The sequence below is a fragment of the Desulfopila sp. IMCC35008 genome (assembly GCF_010646885.2).
Classification (GTDB): Bacteria; Desulfobacterota; Desulfobulbia; order Desulfobulbales; family Desulfocapsaceae; genus Desulfopila.
This window is the reverse complement of the sequence record NZ_CP050700.1, coordinates 347,334-365,785: the sequence shown is the minus strand read 5'-3', so window position 1 is coordinate 365,785 and position 18,452 is coordinate 347,334. Positions and strand designations below refer to the sequence as shown.

Here is an 18,452-nt window from a genome sequence, read left to right as displayed (position 1 = left end):
AGCATTTGTTAGTGATGAAGATAGCTAAAGAGGAAGAGAAAACACAACAGCAATATAGATAAACTACATGCAGCCAATAGGCAATTCCTATATTTTTCCATAGAAACTTTGTATAAAACAGACTTATTCATAGGAAATACTTATTTGACTTATAGCATTATTAAAACTATAAAACCTTTTTTTATAACTGCTTAACCAGAAACAACGACTACGTGTTTCCTCTATCTGTCAATATGTACTTTACGGGAGAATGTAAGAAAAATGGTATCTGTTGAATTTATTAATACGTGTCCTTGTTGTGATGAGTATGTGACCATCATACGCGACTACATTAAGAGTAAAGAAGGTAAAGTATCTCTCAAAGTTTATTACGCAGGTAAAGACTTTGACTATATAAGAAAATACGGGCCGGTCAACAAAGGTACGATGATCATTGATGGAAAGAAAAAATATGATTCTCTTACAACCCCGGTTATTCATAATGCAATTGATGAAGCGATGAGTGAGGTTGCCTCGTAATGTTGCAATCATTGCACCAGGTACCCGGTCTTGCGCTAGATATTCTTAATGATGCGTCACCATGGCTTCTTGCAAGCTTCTTTCTTGCTGGTGTATTGCATGAGTATCTCCGGCCTGAAAAATTTCAGAAGATGCTAGGAAATTCTCGTATCTCATCAATCGCAAAAGCCACGCTATCTGGCTTATTACTCCCTATTTGCAGTTGTGGTGTCATCCCCCTTGGGCTTGGGATGTACTATTCTGGAGCCTATCTAGGGCCTACCCTCGCATTCATGACAGCTACGCCAATTATTAATCCTGCAGCTGCGATATTGGCTTTTGGCCTTCTTGGGCCTGAAATCGCCCTAATCTATATTGCTGTCGGCTTTATCGTACCTTTTATCATCGGTATCATTGCCAACTATTTTGGAGGAGATGAGCTTCAACTTCCTGGAATGAAAGGTTTTGAAGGACCCACCTCTCTAGAGTCTGGCGATGAGCCTGCATTTTTGCAAAAAATGTCTGCGGGGCTTCGTTGGGGATTTCTCGATCTCGGCGTGATGGTCAGTCGCTATATCGTCATTGGTGTCATACTTGCAGGGCTTATCATCGCTCTTACACCGCAGGGTGCTATTCAAGAGTATTTAGGACAACCAGGACTTATATCTCTTTTGGGAATCGCAATACTTGGCGCAATTATGTATGTGTGCGCAGTTGGACATATTCCTTTTGTGGCAGCACTCATTGCCACAGGAGCAGCACCTGGCGTCGCTGTCACTTTTCTGATGGCTGGTGCTGCAACCAATTTACCAGAACTTCTGAGTATGTATAAAATGATAGGAAAGCGTTGTGTCATCATTTACTCAACAGTTTTAGTGTTCTGCTCGCTGGCTGCAGGCTGGCTTGTAAATCTGGTTTTGATGCCGGATTTTATACCCGTTTTTTCCCTTGGTCAGGAGAACACGGCGGTAAGCCTTGCTAATATCTTTATCGTTTCAGTTCCAGAACCGATTCAACTCGCTTGCTCGGCTGTTATCATGCTCTTGGGCAGTTATTCCTTTTTAACGCAACTTAGCAAAATGAGGCAGCTCAGACGAGCAACGGCATGAAAGGGAGCTTATTGATTTCGCAAACAATATTGTTATTTATTGCAATTCTAAGTTGTGGTTGTGACAACTCGCCTAAAAAAGTGGTTGAAATACAACAAGAGCTCAACCTCAGTTCTGACTTATATCTTAAATTTTATAAAGAACACTCAAGCTACCAGATAATTGTGGCCGAAGAAGGTGACATCAACGCTGATGGCCTGTGTGATCTTGTGCTGATTTATCACAACCCCAGGGTGGGAAATCGAATGTGTGCGCTGATGCGTAAGACGGACAATACATACGAGATAAGCAACGAGTTTAAAGCACCGGTATCAAACCAGAACGTATATATGCGTGATATAGACGACACGCCTCCTGTAGAATTTGTTGTCCAGGGCATGAAAGGAGCCAAGACGGGTTTTGCAATCTATCGGTTTGTAGATGGACGCATAGAAGACGTTTTTGGCGAAGGGATGGATGATTGTTGCTAATTATAAGAAGCTTAATATTAAGGAGTGGAGAAAGATGAAGTTACTACGTTTGACATGTGTCTCCGTGGCGATGTTTGCTGTTGCCTTCAGTACAGGTTTATTACGTTCAGCACATGCTGGTGACGATTACGTCGTCAAAGTTGGTTACTATAATTGTGATCATATGACAGCTGCTCCCATAGCCAAAGAAACTGGTATTTTTGATGAGCTTGGAATGAAGGTCAAAGTTACAGGAAATGGTTCGGTTCCACAGGCAATGGCTGCAGGACAAATGGATGCAGGATATGTTGGTATACATGGACTAATGCGCGCTCATATCAAGGGTGCTCCTATTTTCGTCAGTGCAAATAATCATGTGGGTGGTTCTTATTATCTCGTTGTATCCAATGATATAAAAGATCCTCAACAGCTGGTAGGGAAAAAATTAGCTCTTGGTACAAACCCAAATAAGCGTAGTGTTTCATGGGTTTCTTTTGTGAAAGAAAACAATCTTCCTAAAGACCCTTCTAACTACAAAATATTTGCTATGTCGGATAAGGATGAGTTCTTAGCGCTTAAGACCGGCAAGCTTGATGGATACCTCACTTGTGACCCTTGGGCATCAATGGCAGAATATGATGGTTCCGGTCATGTTATGAAACTTTTTGATAAGTTGCCAAGTACACAAGACTGGGGAGTATGTTGTGTGCTCGCTATGAGTCGTAAGTTTGCCAAAGAACACCCAGATCTTGCAGTGAAAATGATCCAAGCTCACATGAAGGCACTTCAATATATCTACACCCATCCTAAGCGCTCAGCAGAAATTTTTGCAAAAGTATACTCTGTACCAGAGGAAGTTGCCCTGATGACAATCTATAAAAAGACTGTCGCTGAAGAAAGAACTCTCAACTGGGAAATTGATACCAAAAAAATTCAGGCAGAAATCGATTATAACCTCGATATGGGAACTCTTGACAAGGCCCCGCCCCTTGAAAAATTTGTAAACACACAGTTTCTTGATACGGCTAACACCGATGATTTCGAGACATTCATTAAGGAGAAGGTAGACCCAATTTTTCCAATGGGAATGAGCTACTCTGATTGGAAAGCAAAGGCTATAGAAATCGATAAGCCCCAGGCATAAGGCTGCTTGGTGTGGGGCGTGTTCTAGTGTCATGTCACATTTGACATGTTAGTTAAAAGTCGGTATGGTCAAAAGAAACGGAGTAGACCATGCCCAAGATCAAGTACCGGTTTTCATTAACTCAAGATGAGCGTGATAAACTTGAAGCGATTGTTGCCAAAGGTAAGCACAACTCACAGAAAGTACTGAATGCACTAATACTTCTTAATTACGACGAGGATGCACTTAAACCGAGAACGTTAGGAGAGCAGGACATAGCCAACGTGCTGAAAGTTAGTGCAATGAAGATTCATCGGACCAAACAACGCTTTGTCGAAGAAGGTTTCGATGTGGCGCTTAACGGCCGAAAGGGAGAAAGAATCTATAAACGCAAGGCTGATGGTGATTTTGAAGCTCATCTTGTCGCACTCAGTTGCAGTGACCCGCCTGAAGGATACGCACAATGGTCTCTGCGGCTGCTTGCAGATCAAGTTGTGGAGCTTGGCTACATTGAAAATGTATCCTATGAAACAGTCCGCCGAGTGTTAAAAAAAACGAAATCAAGCCTTGGCAAAAAATCGGCTGGGTAATCCCACCAGGCCACAATGCAAATTTTGTAGCCCAAATGGAGCTGGTGTTGGATGTCTATAAACGACCATATGATGAACGATTTCCTGTAGTTTGTTTGGATGAGTCACCCCGCCAATTGATTGCAGAGGTAAAGGTACCAATCCCTGCATCACCAGGCCAACCAGCTCGATATGATTATGAATACAAACGGTGTGGGACATGCAATATATTCATGGCCAACGAGCCGCTGGCAGGAGCACGGATGGTTGAGGTGACCGAGCGTAAGACTAAAGTAGATTGGGCTTTATTCGTGAAAAAAATCGCTTCCAGATATGAGCGTGCGGAAAAGATCACATTGGTAATGGATAATCTGAATACCCATTCTCCCGGTTCACTTTATGAAGCATTCATGCCGGAAAAGGCCAAAGAGCTTTGGGATCGCTTTGAGTTCGTATTCACACCAAAACACGGAAGTTGGCTAAATATGGCCGAAATCGAGTTAAACGTTTTGATTGGGCAGTGCTTGAATCGCCGGATTGCTGACATTGAGGTCATGCGTAGTGAAGTTGAAGCGTGGGAATCAGCAAGAAACGGGATGAAAGCCGGAGTTAACTGGCAATTCACTACTGAAGATGCCCGAATAAAGCTGAAACGACTTTATCCAACATTTGAGGCGTGACATAACACTAGTTTGTATAGTGCTGGCTTTGATCGTTGTTACAGCACTGCATTTAGGGGATGAAAAAGGTTTGCCAATCCTTGTGAATATAGGTGCCCCTGGCGATACTGCTGGATTACTTTTGGCAGTGGCTGTTGAGGAATCTGAAAATATCGATTTGCAGTTGCGTCGCGGCATCGAAACGTTACTTGTGAATGACTGCTGTGCTGTAGTATCTCAATGGGCGATGTCCTCAGAATCGCTAGATTTAGCTTTAATGTGCCCGGATTCTGCTTTGGCACTTGTTGAACGAGATAATCGTTTTGAAGTTGTTGGGCCAATTCTTATGAATGCCGAGGTGCTTGTTACTAAAAAAGATAGACCTATCCTCTCTATAGGATTTGCACAGGGCAGGATACGGCATGCTGAGCATGTCGCATCAACTTTTAAAGATTCTGTTGCTGTTTCGGCCATGCTTCCTGCCTCGCTTCCCTATGCTTACGAGAAAAATGTTGTCGATGGCGTGGTTGTAGATTTCCTTACAGCGTTGACTCTGAACGGTAATAAAACTTCATTAGCAGGTGCTGAAAAACACAATATTTCATATGTCCTCGTTGTGAGGAAAAGTTTTAGAAAGAGTTTGGCCTATACTCAGCTGTTAACTGCTATTGAAAAAGCGACCTATAAACTCGCACAACCTGATGAGTTATCCAGAGTTGTTACGCAATATAAAAATAAAAAGATGGGTACCAAAGAGATTGAATTATGGCAAAAAATGCAAGTGCGGTTCGTTATTCCTACAAGTATGCTAATCGCTTCGCTAAAGTCGCGGGAGTTGAATCTTCAAAATACAGAAAACGTTGTTACCAACTAATAACTCTTAGCATTCTTGTAGGTATTTGGCATTTCATGGCTATGCAATATGATAGTGACTTGCTTTTACCTAAGCCCTTTACAGTATTTGCTGCTCTGGGAAAGGCGATAGTTGATCCCCACATACTCTCCAACCTCCTACTGACACTTCGCCGTGTTCTTATTGGGTTAATAATTGCCACCAGTCTCGGTATGGGAATTGGTTTTGCTATGGGGTACTCCAAAACTGTGATGGAGCTTGTTGACCCTGTGATTACACCTCTTCGGCAGGTACCAATTATGGCCTGGGTACCACTCACCATAGTCTGGTTTGGGTTAGGAGATGGTCCCACACTTTTCCTTATTGTGATGGTGGGTGTCTTTCCTATTCTACTCAGTACAGTTTCAGGAGTAACTTCTATTGATAAAAACTTCTATAACGCCGGTCGTTGCATGGGGGCGGGATTTTTGGGGATGTTCGTTAAGATCGTTATTCCTGCAGCTTTGCCCGAAATCATGACAGGTATGCGAGTGGCTGTTAGTGCGGGGTGGATGTCAGTTATCTGAGCTGAGTTTATTGCTACGAGTGCCGGGTTCGGTTTCTCTATGATTGAAGCTCAAATGCTTATGGATACACCTCTTTTGATTGCTCTTATGATAATGGCAGCTCTAGTGGGTTATCTGATGGATTACAGCATTGTACTGCTTAGTAAGTTTCTTAGTCCTTGGCGATTCTTAGACGAATAGCCTCGAAAATCCAATAGATAAAAGTGATATAAAAAATGGATTTGCACATCGATAAAATAAGTAAAACCTTTTCTCGTAATGGAGATGAAAATACAGTTTTAGGAGGTATTGATTTTCGGGTTCATGAAGGTGAATTTATAAGCCTTTTAGGTCCGTCAGGGTGTGGCAAAACAACCTTATTGACAATTATTGCAGGGTTTCAAAAAGCGACAGGGGGCCGAATTATCCTAAACGGAGATCAAGTAAGTAGCCCAGGACCAGATCGTGGTTTTGTGTTTCAGGACTATGCTCTCTTCCCGTGGATGACGGTGCAAGATAACATCCTATTTCCCATGAAAGAAATGGGAGTTCCCAAGGCTCAACGTGATAAAAATCTTACCAGATTATTACAACTCTCAAAACTAACTGGGCATGAACATCTTTTTCCCTCTCAGATATCGGGTGGCATGAAACAAAGGACAGCCTTTGTTCGAGCGCTTGCCGGTTCGCCGCAGGTTCTTTTGATGGATGAGCCCTTAGGCGCTGTCGACCACCAGATGCGACAATCATTGCAGGAAGAACTTGAAGCGATTTGGCTCAACGATAAAACAACCGTGATTATGGTCACCCACGACGTGGATGAAGCCATCTACCTTAGTGATCGTGTGATTGTAATGTCTGCCTGTCATGGTCGAGTGGTAGCCGATGTTTCTATTAAACTTGAGCGGCCCAGAGAACGAGTTGGTTCAGCATACACAAAGATGAGAGAGGAACTGACAGAGTATCTCCACCAAGGTTTTTGGGAAGGGCAAGAAAAGGCGATATAGACTTTATTCGTTGTATAAATGGAAGAACTGAAAATTGTAAAGGAAAAGAATGAATACTTTCAAAGATAACTCAATAGATAAACTCTATATGGATAGCATTAATTCACGTCTCTCTCAAGATGCGAAAAAGGCGCGTATTGCAATTCTGAATTTTTCAATCGACCAAAAAAAACCATTTAACATAATCGAGGATAAAACGGCAGAGATTGATGTTGTATTGCAAGAATTAATCGATCGACAGGCAATGATTGTATCGGAAGATGGCAACGTTGACTTTATTTTTCCTGTTTCTACCAAACCAACACAGCACAAGGTCAGCCTTCAGGATGGACGTGAGTTTTTTGCAATGTGTGCAATTGATGCATTAGGTTCTGCATTTACCTTTGATTGTGCCACAAAAATCAATTCAGTCTGTGCCCATTGCAACGAACCGGTTGCAATTGAGGTACGTAATGGCAGTGTAGCATACGTATCTTGCAATGAGTTACGCGCTCTTCATGTTGATTTGAATAAAAGCGATGACTGGTCGGGAAGCTGCTGAAACATCATGAACTTCTTCTGTACGAAGGAGCATTATGATGAGTGGACTACCACACGAAACATCGATAAAGAAACTATCTTTGAACTTGATACCGAAAAGGCGCTGATGGTAGCAGAATATATTTTTAAGCTGGACTAACAGTATGTTCGACCCCTCCATCGTCACCTATAAAAGGTGCCTCAAGATAGTCCGAGGTTCCGGCAGGGTTCTGATCTTGCAACAATAAAGCGGAACCCCAGTTACGCCACTTTCCTCTCACACCGCCACTCCTCTTCAAAAAGGGCAGTGCCTTGGAGATTGGGAAGGTGACCTTGTACATGGCGTCAATGCAAGCTTGCCACCCTGGTTCACCACGCAAGTCGCTTCACCATGGCTCAGCGCGTGCGACGTAAAACAAAAAAAGAGGTAGCTGATGCACTAATGAAAATGGTCGAAGACGGAGTTTTGTCTTGAACCTAACACCAAGAAGAGTATTGAATAACCTTACTCCCCTGGAAGCATTTACTGGTAGGCGTGTTGCGCTTATTACATGACTCCAGCCTCCTATTTTGACCGTCTGCCTCTGTTCTCCACTGGCAGTCCATGTAAACAGCAGCCAGAAAAGAACGGTTCCGCCGATCAATGTTTTTGTTTGACTCATAGCCAGTATCCGCTCGACCTAATGAGACTTTTGATAAAACGTATCCTCCACAAATTGGCTGCAGGAGATCACCCGCCTCTGCTACGATCAACCCGCATTTCTCATCATGTGTAAATCTGACCACATTCCCACAGTCCTGTCATCCATGATGTATAAATAGTTATCAGAAGATGGCTATGGTCTCCCTATTCCAGGTACCTGCTCTTTAGAAACACCTGTTATGTCTAACGATATAGGACATATCACAGGCCGGATGGAAATCTCCGTTTACACATTGGCTCATATTATATGATGCCACTTATGGTTAACTTCAAATTTACGCCGGACAATGTTGAAAATAAATGGAAATGTCACTGGATGTGATTTAGAATTACATAAAGTGCTTATACGTTTATTTTTCTACTTTCATGGTGAATAATGAACAACGGCTTCCGAATGAAAACCACGTTTTAATATATAATTATCGACCAATACTTACCTGATATAAATGGCATGAGTGTACAAAGCGAAAAATCCTCTCCTGATAGTACTCTCCAGTCTCTGCTGGAAGATATCCAGGAAGCACAGAACATAAAGAGTATCAAGCGTGTGCTGCGCAAGCAGATCCAGGGTGTCTTTCAAGTAGAGATGGCTGCAATTTTTCTTGTTGATAAGAGTAAGCAGAAACTGGTCTCCTGGCTTTTAATTCCGGGAGGTTCCACTGAGAAGATTGTAGTGCCTATCGAAACAAATTCCATTGTCGGATATGCTGCCTCGAAAAAGAAACCGGTAGCCATCCGCAATCCGTATGATTTTCAGGAGTTGCGGCGTGTAGGTTCTGACTTGAGTTTTTCTGATTCGTATGACAAAAAGGCCAATGTCCGCAGTAAACAGATCCTTGCTGTCCCTATTGTTGAGGACAACACCTTGATAGGGGTTTTCCAACTGATAAACAAGAAGGACGATACCGATTTCACGTATAAAGAACAGGATGAAGCCAATAAATTGGTTGAGTTGCTGGCAACAGCATTTTTCACCCATGGCAATTTTGCTAAACAGGCTCCTCCCAAATATGAATCTCTGCTGATGCAAAACCTTCTTTCACGTAAGGATTTGGATCAGGGGTTGTCAAAAGCCGCTGAGCTCGGAGAAGATCCGGAGACTGTTTTAATGCGTGATTTCCAGATTCCAAAGAGGAAAATGGGAGAATTGCTGGCAGAGTTTTATTCCACCAGCTTTACGGATCTCGAAAAAGTTGACAATGCTCCCAGGGAACTCTTTCGAGGAATAAATACTGAATATTTTGAAAATGAAGAACTGGTTCCGTTGAACCTGAACAATGGAAAGCTCATTGTCGCGGCAAAGAATATCGAGGATCAAAGCCTTACCAGTACCATACGAAAACAGGTTCCAAAAGTAAAACAGGTGGAGTTGGTGTTTGCCTTTCAAGAGGATATCCGCTCTTTCTGGAAACGTACTAAAGCAAAAGATCTAAGTGTTCATAAAAATGTTAGAGAAAAGCAGCAGGAGTCAATTGATACTTCACTTTTCGACCTGTTGAATGACGATGAACCACAGGAAGAAGTAGCGGAAAAGCGTGTCACGGTTGTAGAAAGAATAGCCGTACCGGCTAAAAGCACAGAAAACAGTGACGATATTAATGATCCCAAAGTGGCTGAGCTGTTAGCTAAGGTCATAGAACGCGGCTATTCCACCCAGGCCTCTCATATTCATATAGAGCCCTACGGTCTTGATGAAAATGGTGAGGTACGATATCGAATTGACGGTACCTGCAGTACTCCACTGAAACTATCGCAACAATATGCGGGGAATGTTGTTGATAGGATAAAGTTTCTGGCGTCACTTAAACGGGATGAACATATCAGACCGCAGGTTGGTACGTTCAAATTTATCACTTCTAAGGGCAAGGAAATTGAACTGCGGGTGACAACAATTCCTACAGCAAACAGCAATGAGGATATTGTACTTTCTATCTCACCTGCCACCAAGCCCCTTATTTCACTGGACAAGATCCTACCTTTCCGACTACTCCCTCTGTTCAAAGAACTCATCGAGCAACAACAGGGAATCATTTTGATTGTCGGGCCCAGCGCATCAGGAAAGACTACCACATTGCATTCAGCATTAGCCCATATAAACACGACTGAAAAGAAGATCTGGACAGCCGAGTATCCCGTGGAAATTAAGCAACGCCGAGTTCGTCAGGTGCAGGTTGACCCTCTTATGAATTATACTTATGCTGATGCACTGCGAGCGTTTCTCAGGGCAGATTCTGATGTGATCATGATAGGTGACATGCAGGATCCGCAGACTGCTGTAATGGCTGTTGATGCCGCCCTGAATGGACATCTTCTGCTCAGCACTCTGCCCGCCAATTCGGCTGCGGAAGGCATCATCCACTGCTTAAGTATGGGGATTGCCCCCACACATCTTGCAACTGCACTGCACGGAGTTCTAGCACAGCGCCTCGTGCGCACCTTGTGTGAGCACTGTAAAGTGCCCTACCATCCTGGCAGGGATGAATATGATCTTCTATTCGAAAGTTACGGGGTTTCTTTTTTTGATCATATCAATGTCATGTACAGTGATGATCTCGTCTTTTATCGTGCCAATGGATGTCCCAAATGTGATAACAGTGGGTATCACGGGAAAAAAGGATTGTATGAGCTGCTGGTTATCAACCCGAATATCAGGAAACTGATCATGAAACGTGCTCCTTTTGGTGAAATTACTGAAGAAGCGATGATTAATGATATGACTCTACTTTTACAGGAGGGGATTCAACTCATTTTTGAAGGGATAACAGATTGCAAAGAATTGAGGTCCGTCTGCTCTTTATAAGTTTTCCCCGGAAAAATCGAATCAGGCAGAAAGTTTTACTGAAAAGAGTCTCTTGCAAAAGTGGCTTTTTCATTCCAGATCAGGTAGACGAAGACTCCAAGAAGACATTTGTGCAGAATACTCGCAAACGTCCTTGAAAGCAGCACCTTATGAGATTTCCCTCCCAAAAAAAGCTGTACCATTTTGCTTTTGGTACAGGTTTCATGTCACTGTAATCACAAACCTAAGCACCTCCTGTACCAAATTTGAGGGGGGGGCCTATCTGATCTTATACAGATAGGGGAAGTACAGACTAACCTACCATGGCATGAGAACTGTAGAGATAGCGTTTGATTTTATGGGTAGCCGTTTTAATAAACGGCTCCCTTCGTTCAAATACCCTGGCAATACGTGACGATCCGGAAAGTTGCGTATTCAGTTCACCTCGCATCTCATCAAGCAAACCCTCAATATAGTTGCGGCGATCAGTCCGATTTTTTCCCGAAGTCACCTCGTCCAGGAATTCATAATCAGGGTAAACCCACGCCTCAAGCTGCCCGTTATTTTCAAGCACAAGGCTTTCTACCACCCAGTGGAAACTGTTTATTTTATGTTCAATGGCCTCAGGATAGACATTTTCTCCATTTGCCATGACAATCACATTCTTAGAGCGCCCTTTCACATGCAGGTTCCCAAACTCATCAATCAGGCCCAGATCACCTGTAGCCAGCCAGCCATCACTTGATATGACTTCATCGGTTGCCTCCTGATCCTCGTAATAACCTATCATGATATTGGCACCGGTTGCATATATCTCACCAATCCCGCTTGCCGGATCCGGATCGACAATTTTAACCTCGACACCGGAAATAGGTTTCCCGGTGGATCCAACTACGATGGTTGTATCCGCAAAAGGACCTCCGGCAATAAGCGGTGACGCCTCGGTCAACCCATAGCCTATGAGGTAAGGAAACTTTGCATCAAAGAGGAATTGTTCCACTTCAGGATTGAGCGCCGCCCCCCCAATACCCATAAACCGGAGTTCTCCCCCGAAAAAAGAGATGAGCTTCGCGCCAATCTTCCGATAGATCAGTTTGCGGCCAAAATCGGTCTTGCAGGCAAGTGTCAGCAACTTGCTCTTTTCAATCTGGGGCAGAACCCTTTTCTTATAAATCTTTTCCAGAACAAGAGGTACAGCAAACATACACTTCGGTTTCTCATACTGGCAAAGCTTTTGCAGGATTGCCGGCGTCGGGGACTTGCCTGCATAGGCAATTCTACAACCGGTCAAAAGCGGCAGGATAAACCCCATACTGAACTCATAGGTGTGTGACATCGGCAGGATGGAGAGGAACACATCCCCAGGACGTAGTTCCATCAACCGCGAACCGGAATACGCATTTGAAGTGAGATTTTTATGGCTTAGCATAACCGCCTTGGAGTAACCGGACGTCCCTGAAGTATAGAGGATAGAGGCTATGTCGTCTTCGCCCACTTCCGGGAAAACGGGGGTATCTGCCGCTCCGGCGAGCAGTGTCGTACCCTGATCCAGCAATTCCGAGAACGTTACAGCATTCAACAGCCCTTCCGGGGAAGTGGAATTATCAAGCATCACCACCGGTCCCTTGAGCTGTTGCTTCAACTCATAAACCTTGTCGACCTGCCGCTGGCTAGTGAACAGAATATCAACACCCATCTCTTTTAAGATATGGTGGACATCACTTTCGGGCAGATCGGGTAATATGGGAACGGCAATTGCCCCGATCCTGACAATAGCCAAATAGGCAATCCCCCAACAATGGGAATTCTCCGCCAGGATCGCAACATGATCCCCTTTGCCAACCCCTTCTTCCATCAGCTTTACAGCTAAGGATATAACGTTATGATGGAGTTCGGTATAGGATAATGATCGCTCCATGGCCATACCGATAGCCGGTTGGTCACCGAATTTGGCCCAACTGGAGTCGAGGATAAAATTCAGGGTCATCCGCACGTCTGTATCTGTCACTACTCCCTCCTTTACCTTTATGCATAAGGCTATTGCCGGGAAGGCTTTAAGTCATCATCGATTCAGCCAGCGATGGATATTACACAATCACAGGTGGATGGTCAATTGCCAACCATCGTTTGTTGCCTACTGACGGGTGGAAAACATACCGTCCAGGCGGTTGTCCGAGAATAGACTTTTTTCTCTGATCAAGGTTTTTCAGAAAAACAAGCGCAGACATATACTTGATATTTCATACATTATTTTTATATGATAATGAAGAACCAGGGAGGAAGGGTATTCTCGGACAGCCTCCTACCGTCTTGACAAGGAATCGGAATCATTATACAACAGGAACATTCCATTTATGGATTCCCGGAAACTGCCATCACCAAGAACCGTCCAGACCAGCTCAATGATCTATTTTTCAGACCACAATTGCTCCCGTCATCACTTTCGTATATTGCCATTTGTTTTCTTCTGCTTCTTTTTGCTTCTGCTGCCAGCTGCAATGGCTGCAGACAAAACAGGCTCCCCATCACCCATTATTTTAGGGATACCAGGGAACATCTCCAAATACAAGAAACTGCCCTTTGATTCAGACCTGGAGCGCACCAACCGGACCGTCAAAAAACGAATTTCCGCCAGAAGCGCTATCGTTATCGATCCGGTCGGCAACCGCACCCTTTTTGCCAAAGCCCCGGACATGCCGAGACAACCGGCCAGCACCATCAAAATACTGACAGGTACCATCGCGCTTCAATCTCTTATCGGTGAAGAAGATGTCCCTGTCAGCCACGAGGCAGCCAGCAGGCCCAGCTCAAAAATGTATCTCGACCCAAAACGCTCCTATTTTGCAGATGACCTGATCAGCGGGGTTTTGCTGGCATCCGCCAATGATGCCAGCGTAGCACTCGCCGAACTCATCGCCGGCGATGAAGCTGCATTTGCCCAACAGATGACCCTGCAGGCAGAGATCTGGGGAGCCTCCAACACGGTTTGTAAAACAGCCACCGGTCTGACGGCAAAAGGCCAGACCAGTACAGCCCGTGATCTCGCCCTCATTTTAAAGCATGCCATGCTTAATGAAGAATTCTCCTCCCGAATCAGGAAACGTGCCATGGAGACAAAAGACGGGGATAAATTTTACAACCACAACAAGGCGCTCTGGCAGATAACCGGCACTGAAGGCGGCAAGACTGGCTACACCAATGCCGCTCGCCAGACCTACGTCGGTAAGTTCAAACGAGGCGAAGCAGAAATCATCGTTGCCATCATGGGTAGTGAAACCATGTGGAGCGATCTTAAATACCTTGTTGGTTATGGTTTCAAACAGTTCCAGTACATACCTGCCACTCCCGCCGACAAAAACAACCTTCTTGCTGGCGGGGTTACGGCATCCCATGGCAGCAACACGCTATAATCCGCAACTGTTACAGTTTTTCCGCGCGTTCTACCGTCAAGGTTACCGCACCATAGTCCTCCTCCACCAGACCGGTCAAGAGGTAGGGTCGGCCTGTCCGCAGCAGATGGGCTGAACGCTTATAGGCCTCCGGGAAAAAGGTTGTTTCCAGCATCCCCGTATCGTCCTCAAAGGTTAGAAACTCCATAGCTTCCCCTGTTTTCGTTGAGACCAGTTTACCGGTAAGCAGCCAGCCGGCACACTGAATCCGCCTTCCCACATTATTCGGGACCTCTGCCATTTTCACCAGCCTTCGAGGAAGATTGCGTATAAGACGTATCGGGTGGACACAACAAAGAAAACCGAGCACACCATACTCACGACGCAGGCAGCTCAATCGGTCGGGCGGCTGGAGTGGCGGAGGCAGCGGCAACCTCACCTCAAAAAGAGAGTTCAGCCCCGCCTGCTGCCTTGCTCTGCGAAAACTGTCCCATTGCCAGAGCAGGGACGTACGATTCCCCTGCGGGTCCAGGCTGTCCATGGCCCCGGCATGGATAAGATTGCGTGCTTCATCATCAGACGGCAGTACCCGGTTCCAGAAATCGACAGAATCATTAAACGGTCGTTGCTGCCGCCTGGCCAGCAGCCGTTCGATACATTTCCCTGAAAGTCCGGCTATCGACTGCAAACCAACCCGCACCTTACCGTTTCTTCCCTTCCAACGCAGGTTCGAGAGGTTCACGTCAGGATGCAGGATTTCGATGCCCAGTCGTTTTGCTTCTGACACATAGGCAAAGGTCGAATAGAAGCCACCCTGGTTGGAAATCACCGCCGCCATAAATTCAGCGGGGTGGTGATGCTTGAGATATGCCGCCTGATAAGACACGCGGGCATAGGAGGCTGAATGAGGCTTACAGAAAGAGTAACCGTCAAAACTCATCATCATCTGCCAGACCCGGTCGATATCTTCATTGGCCACCCCCTTACCCCGGCAGCCGTCATAAAAGCGCTGCCGATAATCTTTCAGGCGCAGCTCTTTATCCTTTTTAGACATCACCTTGCGCAACCCGTCTGCCCTGGCGTGGCTAAAACCAGCCATGGCGACCGCCACCCGCGATACATCCTCCTGGTAGACCATCAAGCCATAGGTCTCATCGAGCACATCCCCAACCAGTGGATGAAGGGGCTGCCATGTGCCTCCGTGTAACCTGCGAACATACTCACGCACAAACTCATTTGCGGCAGGACGGATAATAGAGGACTGGATAACCAACTGTTCGAAATGCCCGCTGCCCGCCTTCTGCTGCAACAGCCGCATGGCAGGGCTCTCAATATAAAAACAGCCCATGGTGGTACCCCGTGCCACCCCGCTCATTGTCCGGGGATCGTCTTCCGGGTTCCAGCGTATCTCATCGATTGGATCACCGGTCACTGCTACCGAATCCAGACTATCCCGGACGACCCCAAGGCTGCGATTACCCAGGATATCGATCTTCACCAGTCCTGCTTCCTCCGCCCCGTCCTTTTCCCACTGGATAATCGGTACCCCTTTCGCGGCATACTCAACAGGTACGTAATCCCTTATTTTACCCGGCGTGATCACAACCCCGCCGGGGTGAACCGACAGATGTCGAGGTATGCCGATCAACTTTTCAGAAAGCTCCAGAATTTCCGGCCACGGTTCAGAAAAATCCTGATCTTTTAACGACGGCAAATCCTGTAACCGCTCAAGCAAGCTTCTGCTGTCACCCTTCACCACCCAGGGCAATCGTTTGGTCAAGCTGGAGATCTCACCACCAGGTAAGCCGAAGGCTTTGGCCGTCTCACGAATAGCCATACGCGGCTGGAAAAAAATATGGTTACAGACCATTGCCGAACTATCCGGATAATCACCCAGCACCTCGGCCAGCACCTGATCTCTTTCATCCCAGGCAAAATCGATATCGATATCGGGCGGATCAGTGCGACCGGGATTCAAAAAACGCTCAAAATAGAGGTTGTATTTCAGCGGGCAGACATTGGTCACACCGAGACAATAAGCGACGAGGGACGCTGCCCCAGACCCTCTGCCGCAGATCCTCCTATGAGTACGCTTGCCGTCTTTTCCCTTACGGTAGATGATATCCCGCACCACCAGGAAATAAGACGAAAAACCCATTGCATCAATCACCTTCAACTCGTGCTCAAGCCGCTCCACCACCGGTTCACCCAAGTCGTCCCCGTACCGTCGGCGTGCCCCCTCATAACTTTCCCGACGCAGGGCGGTTGCGTCGTCCTCCCCGCTGGACGCGCCCTGCCAGGGCGGCATCACCGTTCCCCACTCGGGGCCGGTGAAATGACATCGAGACGCCAGCTGCTCACTTATGCCCAGGACTTCGGGCCAGATATCGAATCTGTCGCGATAAACCCAAGGCTGCTCAAGACAATTGACAGAAGCGACATCACCATTTTTTTCCAGGCCGCTATTGGTATCAATCGCCCGTAACAAATTGTACAATTGCTGTTCGCCTTCACCTATCGAGCTATCGGGTGTGGCTACCGCCGGTACCCCATTCCTCTTAGCCCACTGATACAACTCCCTGGCCCTGCCGGTGGGACGTGGACCAAGATCCGCCACCACATCTGCTCCGGAGCCAGACAGTTGCCTGAGCAACTCCAGTTCATCGACTAATAACAGAAGTCCCTGGTTACACTCCGCGAGATCCTTACCCAGATCCAGACCATGATCAGGTGAACAACTCAGGAGGTTACACAGGTTGCGATACCCCGCTTCATCCTTCACCAGGCAGGTAACAATTCGGCCGTTACCGGAGTCGGACAGCTCTGCCCCCACAATCGGCTTCAACCCTTCATTTTTACAGGCATTTACAAACGGCCACAGACCGTAAAGATTGTTCCTGTCGGTCAGGGCCAGACCACGATACCCATACTCCGCCGCCTTCCGGCACAACTGTTTCGGTGAGACGGTCCCCCGCATGAGGGAATAATAGGAGCGAACGCGGAGAGGAAACATAACGGCAGCTATGCGTATCGGGACAGTATCAACAATTGCCGGACACAGCGCTGTTGTCATTGCAATTTTGCAGGTTGCCCCGCCCTATGACGTCGTGGCCGAACCGGCTCCGGATAGCATCCAGAGCATGAAGTACCTCCTCCTGCCGTTTTTGGGGCAAACCACCCTCGGGAAACAGTGACAACTGCGGCGACTGCCGATGAAGACGATCACAAACCAATCGTATTCGCCGCAATCGAACCCGTCGCGTCCAACCGCGGTGCAAGGCACCTGTCGCCATTTTCCGTAGTACAAAATCACTGGACGATCCCGATTTCATCGAATTTTGCCGCACGGCATGACCTCCGTCACAATAGTGAATCCAGACCCCGACCCGCCGTGCCACCTGGCGTCGTCGCCGCAGCTCGGCACCTGCCCTGCTGACAAGGTCGTCTATAACTGCCTCTATATGGTGTTTGTCATGAGTATCCGTTGCAAAAAAGTGCTCGTAATCAACCACTGCCGCAATACGCTGTTCCGCACTAACCAGCCCCCTATCCACCCCGTGACTGGCGTCATACAGGTATTCACTGCGACTGCCGAAAGGAACCATGAGCTGCTGGCGACTTAAGCTTGCAAGCTGGCCAATGGAACTGATGTGAAACTCCTGCAGTTTCCTGATCTCTCTCTGCTGCAATCCGGGCAACAGCGAGATGGATAACGGGGCCAGAAACGAAGCCTCATCTCCGGGTGCAACAATACACTCCCCCACCGGTTTAACCACACGGGTCGCGACCTTGGCCACCAAACGGTTTACCCCGAGCCCCCAGATCGGGTCCAGCCGCAGCCCGTCCCGGATATGTCGCCGCACCCGTAATCCCACGTCAGGCGGGGGCCCCCACAAACGATGAGTCCCGGTCACATCAACAAAGAGATGACCATCCTCTTGCCCGTACTCAACCAGGGGAGAATAATTCCGTACCTCTTTCAAGAAACTTTTCATCGCCCGCCGGTATAGTTCCGCCCTTGGCTGAAGCAGGCGCGCCTCCCTGCATAACCGGGTCGCCCGGTTAAGCGCCATACCTTTACGCACACCGTTGTGATAGGCCTCATCACTCATGTCGTAGACGACAGCCCGGGAGGCCCTGCTGGGAGCGATGATGACCGGCCGCTGCCTTAGCGAGCTATCAACAACACGCTCAACAGCCACGGCAAAATCAGCCACATTAAAATGCAGTACAGCTCTCTCACGCATCTT

The 18,452-nt window shown here is 46.8% G+C and carries 15 protein-coding genes; 12 read left to right on the top strand and 3 right to left on the bottom strand.

Annotation, left to right across the window (positions count from 1 at the left end):
• Nucleotides 1-261 precede the first annotated feature (261 nt).
• The 11 genes from saoT to GA520_RS01595 all read left to right on the top strand — a co-directional run bounded on the left by saoT (nt 262) and on the right by GA520_RS01595 (nt 10,834).
• Nucleotides 262-519 (top strand): thioredoxin-like (seleno)protein SaoT, encoded by a 258-nt coding sequence (gene saoT / locus GA520_RS01645; RefSeq protein ID WP_163340323.1) that lies wholly within the window; start codon nt 262-264, stop codon nt 517-519.
• On the top strand, nt 519-1,607 hold the full coding sequence (gene saoE / locus GA520_RS01640; RefSeq protein ID WP_163340324.1) for an efflux transporter SaoE: 1,089 nt from the start codon (nt 519-521) through the stop codon (nt 1,605-1,607). The genes saoT and saoE overlap by 1 nt, the downstream gene beginning before the upstream one ends.
• Nucleotides 1,604-2,077: a Cys-Cys-COOH (seleno)protein SaoC gene (saoC, locus tag GA520_RS01635; protein WP_163340325.1), complete on the top strand. Its 474-nt coding sequence runs from the start codon at nt 1,604-1,606 to the stop codon at nt 2,075-2,077. Before saoE ends, saoC begins: the two co-directional genes overlap by 4 nt.
• A 34-nt stretch (nt 2,078-2,111) precedes the next feature.
• Nucleotides 2,112-3,200 (top strand): ABC transporter substrate-binding subunit SaoX, encoded by a 1,089-nt coding sequence (gene saoX / locus GA520_RS01630; protein ID WP_205749400.1) that lies wholly within the window; start codon nt 2,112-2,114, stop codon nt 3,198-3,200.
• Between the two features lie 89 nt (nt 3,201-3,289).
• Nucleotides 3,290-4,428 (top strand): IS630 family transposase gene (locus GA520_RS01625; protein ID WP_370362736.1). Its coding sequence is split into 2 segments (ribosomal slippage): nt 3,290-3,722 and nt 3,722-4,428, totalling 1,140 coding nucleotides; the frame shifts between segments, so codons are not numbered across the junction.
• Between the two features lie 28 nt (nt 4,429-4,456).
• Entirely contained in the window at nt 4,457-5,281 is an 825-nt protein-coding gene (saoB, locus tag GA520_RS01620) for an ABC transporter substrate-binding (seleno)protein SaoB (protein ID WP_163337278.1), read from the top strand.
• Nucleotides 5,173-6,006 carry an ABC transporter permease subunit SaoP gene (gene saoP, locus GA520_RS01615; RefSeq protein ID WP_255494320.1) on the top strand — a complete coding sequence of 278 codons (834 nt, stop codon included), beginning with the start codon at nt 5,173-5,175 and terminating at the stop codon, nt 6,004-6,006. The genes saoB and saoP overlap by 109 nt, the downstream gene beginning before the upstream one ends.
• A 35-nt stretch (nt 6,007-6,041) precedes the next feature.
• Nucleotides 6,042-6,812, top strand: a complete 771-nt coding sequence (gene saoA, locus GA520_RS01610; protein WP_163337277.1) for an ABC transporter ATP-binding protein SaoA — start codon at nt 6,042-6,044, stop codon at nt 6,810-6,812.
• A gap of 49 nt (nt 6,813-6,861) precedes the next feature.
• The gene (saoL, locus tag GA520_RS01605) at nt 6,862-7,353 is read left to right on the top strand and encodes a MerB-like organometallic lyase SaoL (RefSeq protein ID WP_163337276.1); all 492 of its coding nucleotides are present in this window, start codon (nt 6,862-6,864) and stop codon (nt 7,351-7,353) included.
• Between the two features lie 6 nt (nt 7,354-7,359).
• The gene (locus GA520_RS01600) at nt 7,360-7,491 is read left to right on the top strand and encodes an alkylmercury lyase family protein (RefSeq protein ID WP_240910106.1); all 132 of its coding nucleotides are present in this window, start codon (nt 7,360-7,362) and stop codon (nt 7,489-7,491) included.
• 994 nt (nt 7,492-8,485) lie between these two features.
• Nucleotides 8,486-10,834: an ATPase, T2SS/T4P/T4SS family gene (locus GA520_RS01595; protein ID WP_163337275.1), complete on the top strand. Its 2,349-nt coding sequence runs from the start codon at nt 8,486-8,488 to the stop codon at nt 10,832-10,834.
• Between the two features lie 292 nt (nt 10,835-11,126).
• Here GA520_RS01595 and GA520_RS01590 read toward each other — a convergent pair whose 3' ends face one another.
• The gene (locus GA520_RS01590) at nt 11,127-12,821 is read right to left on the bottom strand and encodes an AMP-binding protein (RefSeq protein WP_240910105.1); all 1,695 of its coding nucleotides are present in this window, start codon (nt 12,819-12,821) and stop codon (nt 11,127-11,129) included.
• A 346-nt stretch (nt 12,822-13,167) separates the two neighbouring features.
• On the opposite strand from GA520_RS01590, the gene GA520_RS01585 reads away from it, so the two are divergent.
• Nucleotides 13,168-14,223 (top strand): D-alanyl-D-alanine carboxypeptidase family protein, encoded by a 1,056-nt coding sequence (locus tag GA520_RS01585; RefSeq protein WP_163337274.1) that lies wholly within the window; start codon nt 13,168-13,170, stop codon nt 14,221-14,223.
• A gap of 10 nt (nt 14,224-14,233) precedes the next feature.
• Here GA520_RS01585 and GA520_RS01580 read toward each other — a convergent pair whose 3' ends face one another.
• Both GA520_RS01580 and GA520_RS01575 read right to left on the bottom strand, forming a co-directional pair.
• A complete protein-coding gene (locus tag GA520_RS01580) occupies nt 14,234-17,275 on the bottom strand; it encodes a DNA polymerase III subunit alpha (protein WP_240910104.1) in 3,042 nt (1,013 codons plus the stop codon).
• Nucleotides 17,244-18,449, bottom strand: coding sequence for a hypothetical protein (locus GA520_RS01575; protein WP_163337273.1), 1,206 nt, complete (start codon nt 18,447-18,449; stop codon nt 17,244-17,246). Before GA520_RS01575 ends, GA520_RS01580 begins: the two co-directional genes overlap by 32 nt.
• Nucleotides 18,450-18,452 lie beyond the last annotated feature (3 nt).

Excerpts from the sequence above, each read along its gene's own strand:
- GA520_RS01595 (WP_163337275.1), top strand. The coding sequence starts at position 8,486 with ATGAGTGTACAAAGCGAAAAATCCTCTCCTGATAGTACTCTCCAGTCT.
- saoT (WP_163340323.1), top strand. The coding sequence starts at position 262 with ATGGTATCTGTTGAATTTATTAATACGTGTCCTTGTTGTGATGAGTAT.
- saoA (WP_163337277.1), top strand. The coding sequence starts at position 6,042 with ATGGATTTGCACATCGATAAAATAAGTAAAACCTTTTCTCGTAATGGA.
- saoL (WP_163337276.1), top strand. The coding sequence starts at position 6,862 with ATGAATACTTTCAAAGATAACTCAATAGATAAACTCTATATGGATAGC.
- saoX (WP_205749400.1), top strand. The coding sequence starts at position 2,112 with ATGAAGTTACTACGTTTGACATGTGTCTCCGTGGCGATGTTTGCTGTT.
- saoC (WP_163340325.1), top strand. The coding sequence starts at position 1,604 with ATGAAAGGGAGCTTATTGATTTCGCAAACAATATTGTTATTTATTGCA.
- GA520_RS01585 (WP_163337274.1), top strand. The coding sequence starts at position 13,168 with ATGGATTCCCGGAAACTGCCATCACCAAGAACCGTCCAGACCAGCTCA.
- GA520_RS01600 (WP_240910106.1), top strand. The coding sequence starts at position 7,360 with ATGAACTTCTTCTGTACGAAGGAGCATTATGATGAGTGGACTACCACA.
- GA520_RS01575 (WP_163337273.1), bottom strand. The coding sequence starts at position 18,449 with ATGCGTGAGAGAGCTGTACTGCATTTTAATGTGGCTGATTTTGCCGTG.
- saoE (WP_163340324.1), top strand. The coding sequence starts at position 519 with ATGTTGCAATCATTGCACCAGGTACCCGGTCTTGCGCTAGATATTCTT.
- GA520_RS01580 (WP_240910104.1), bottom strand. The coding sequence starts at position 17,275 with ATGACAACAGCGCTGTGTCCGGCAATTGTTGATACTGTCCCGATACGC.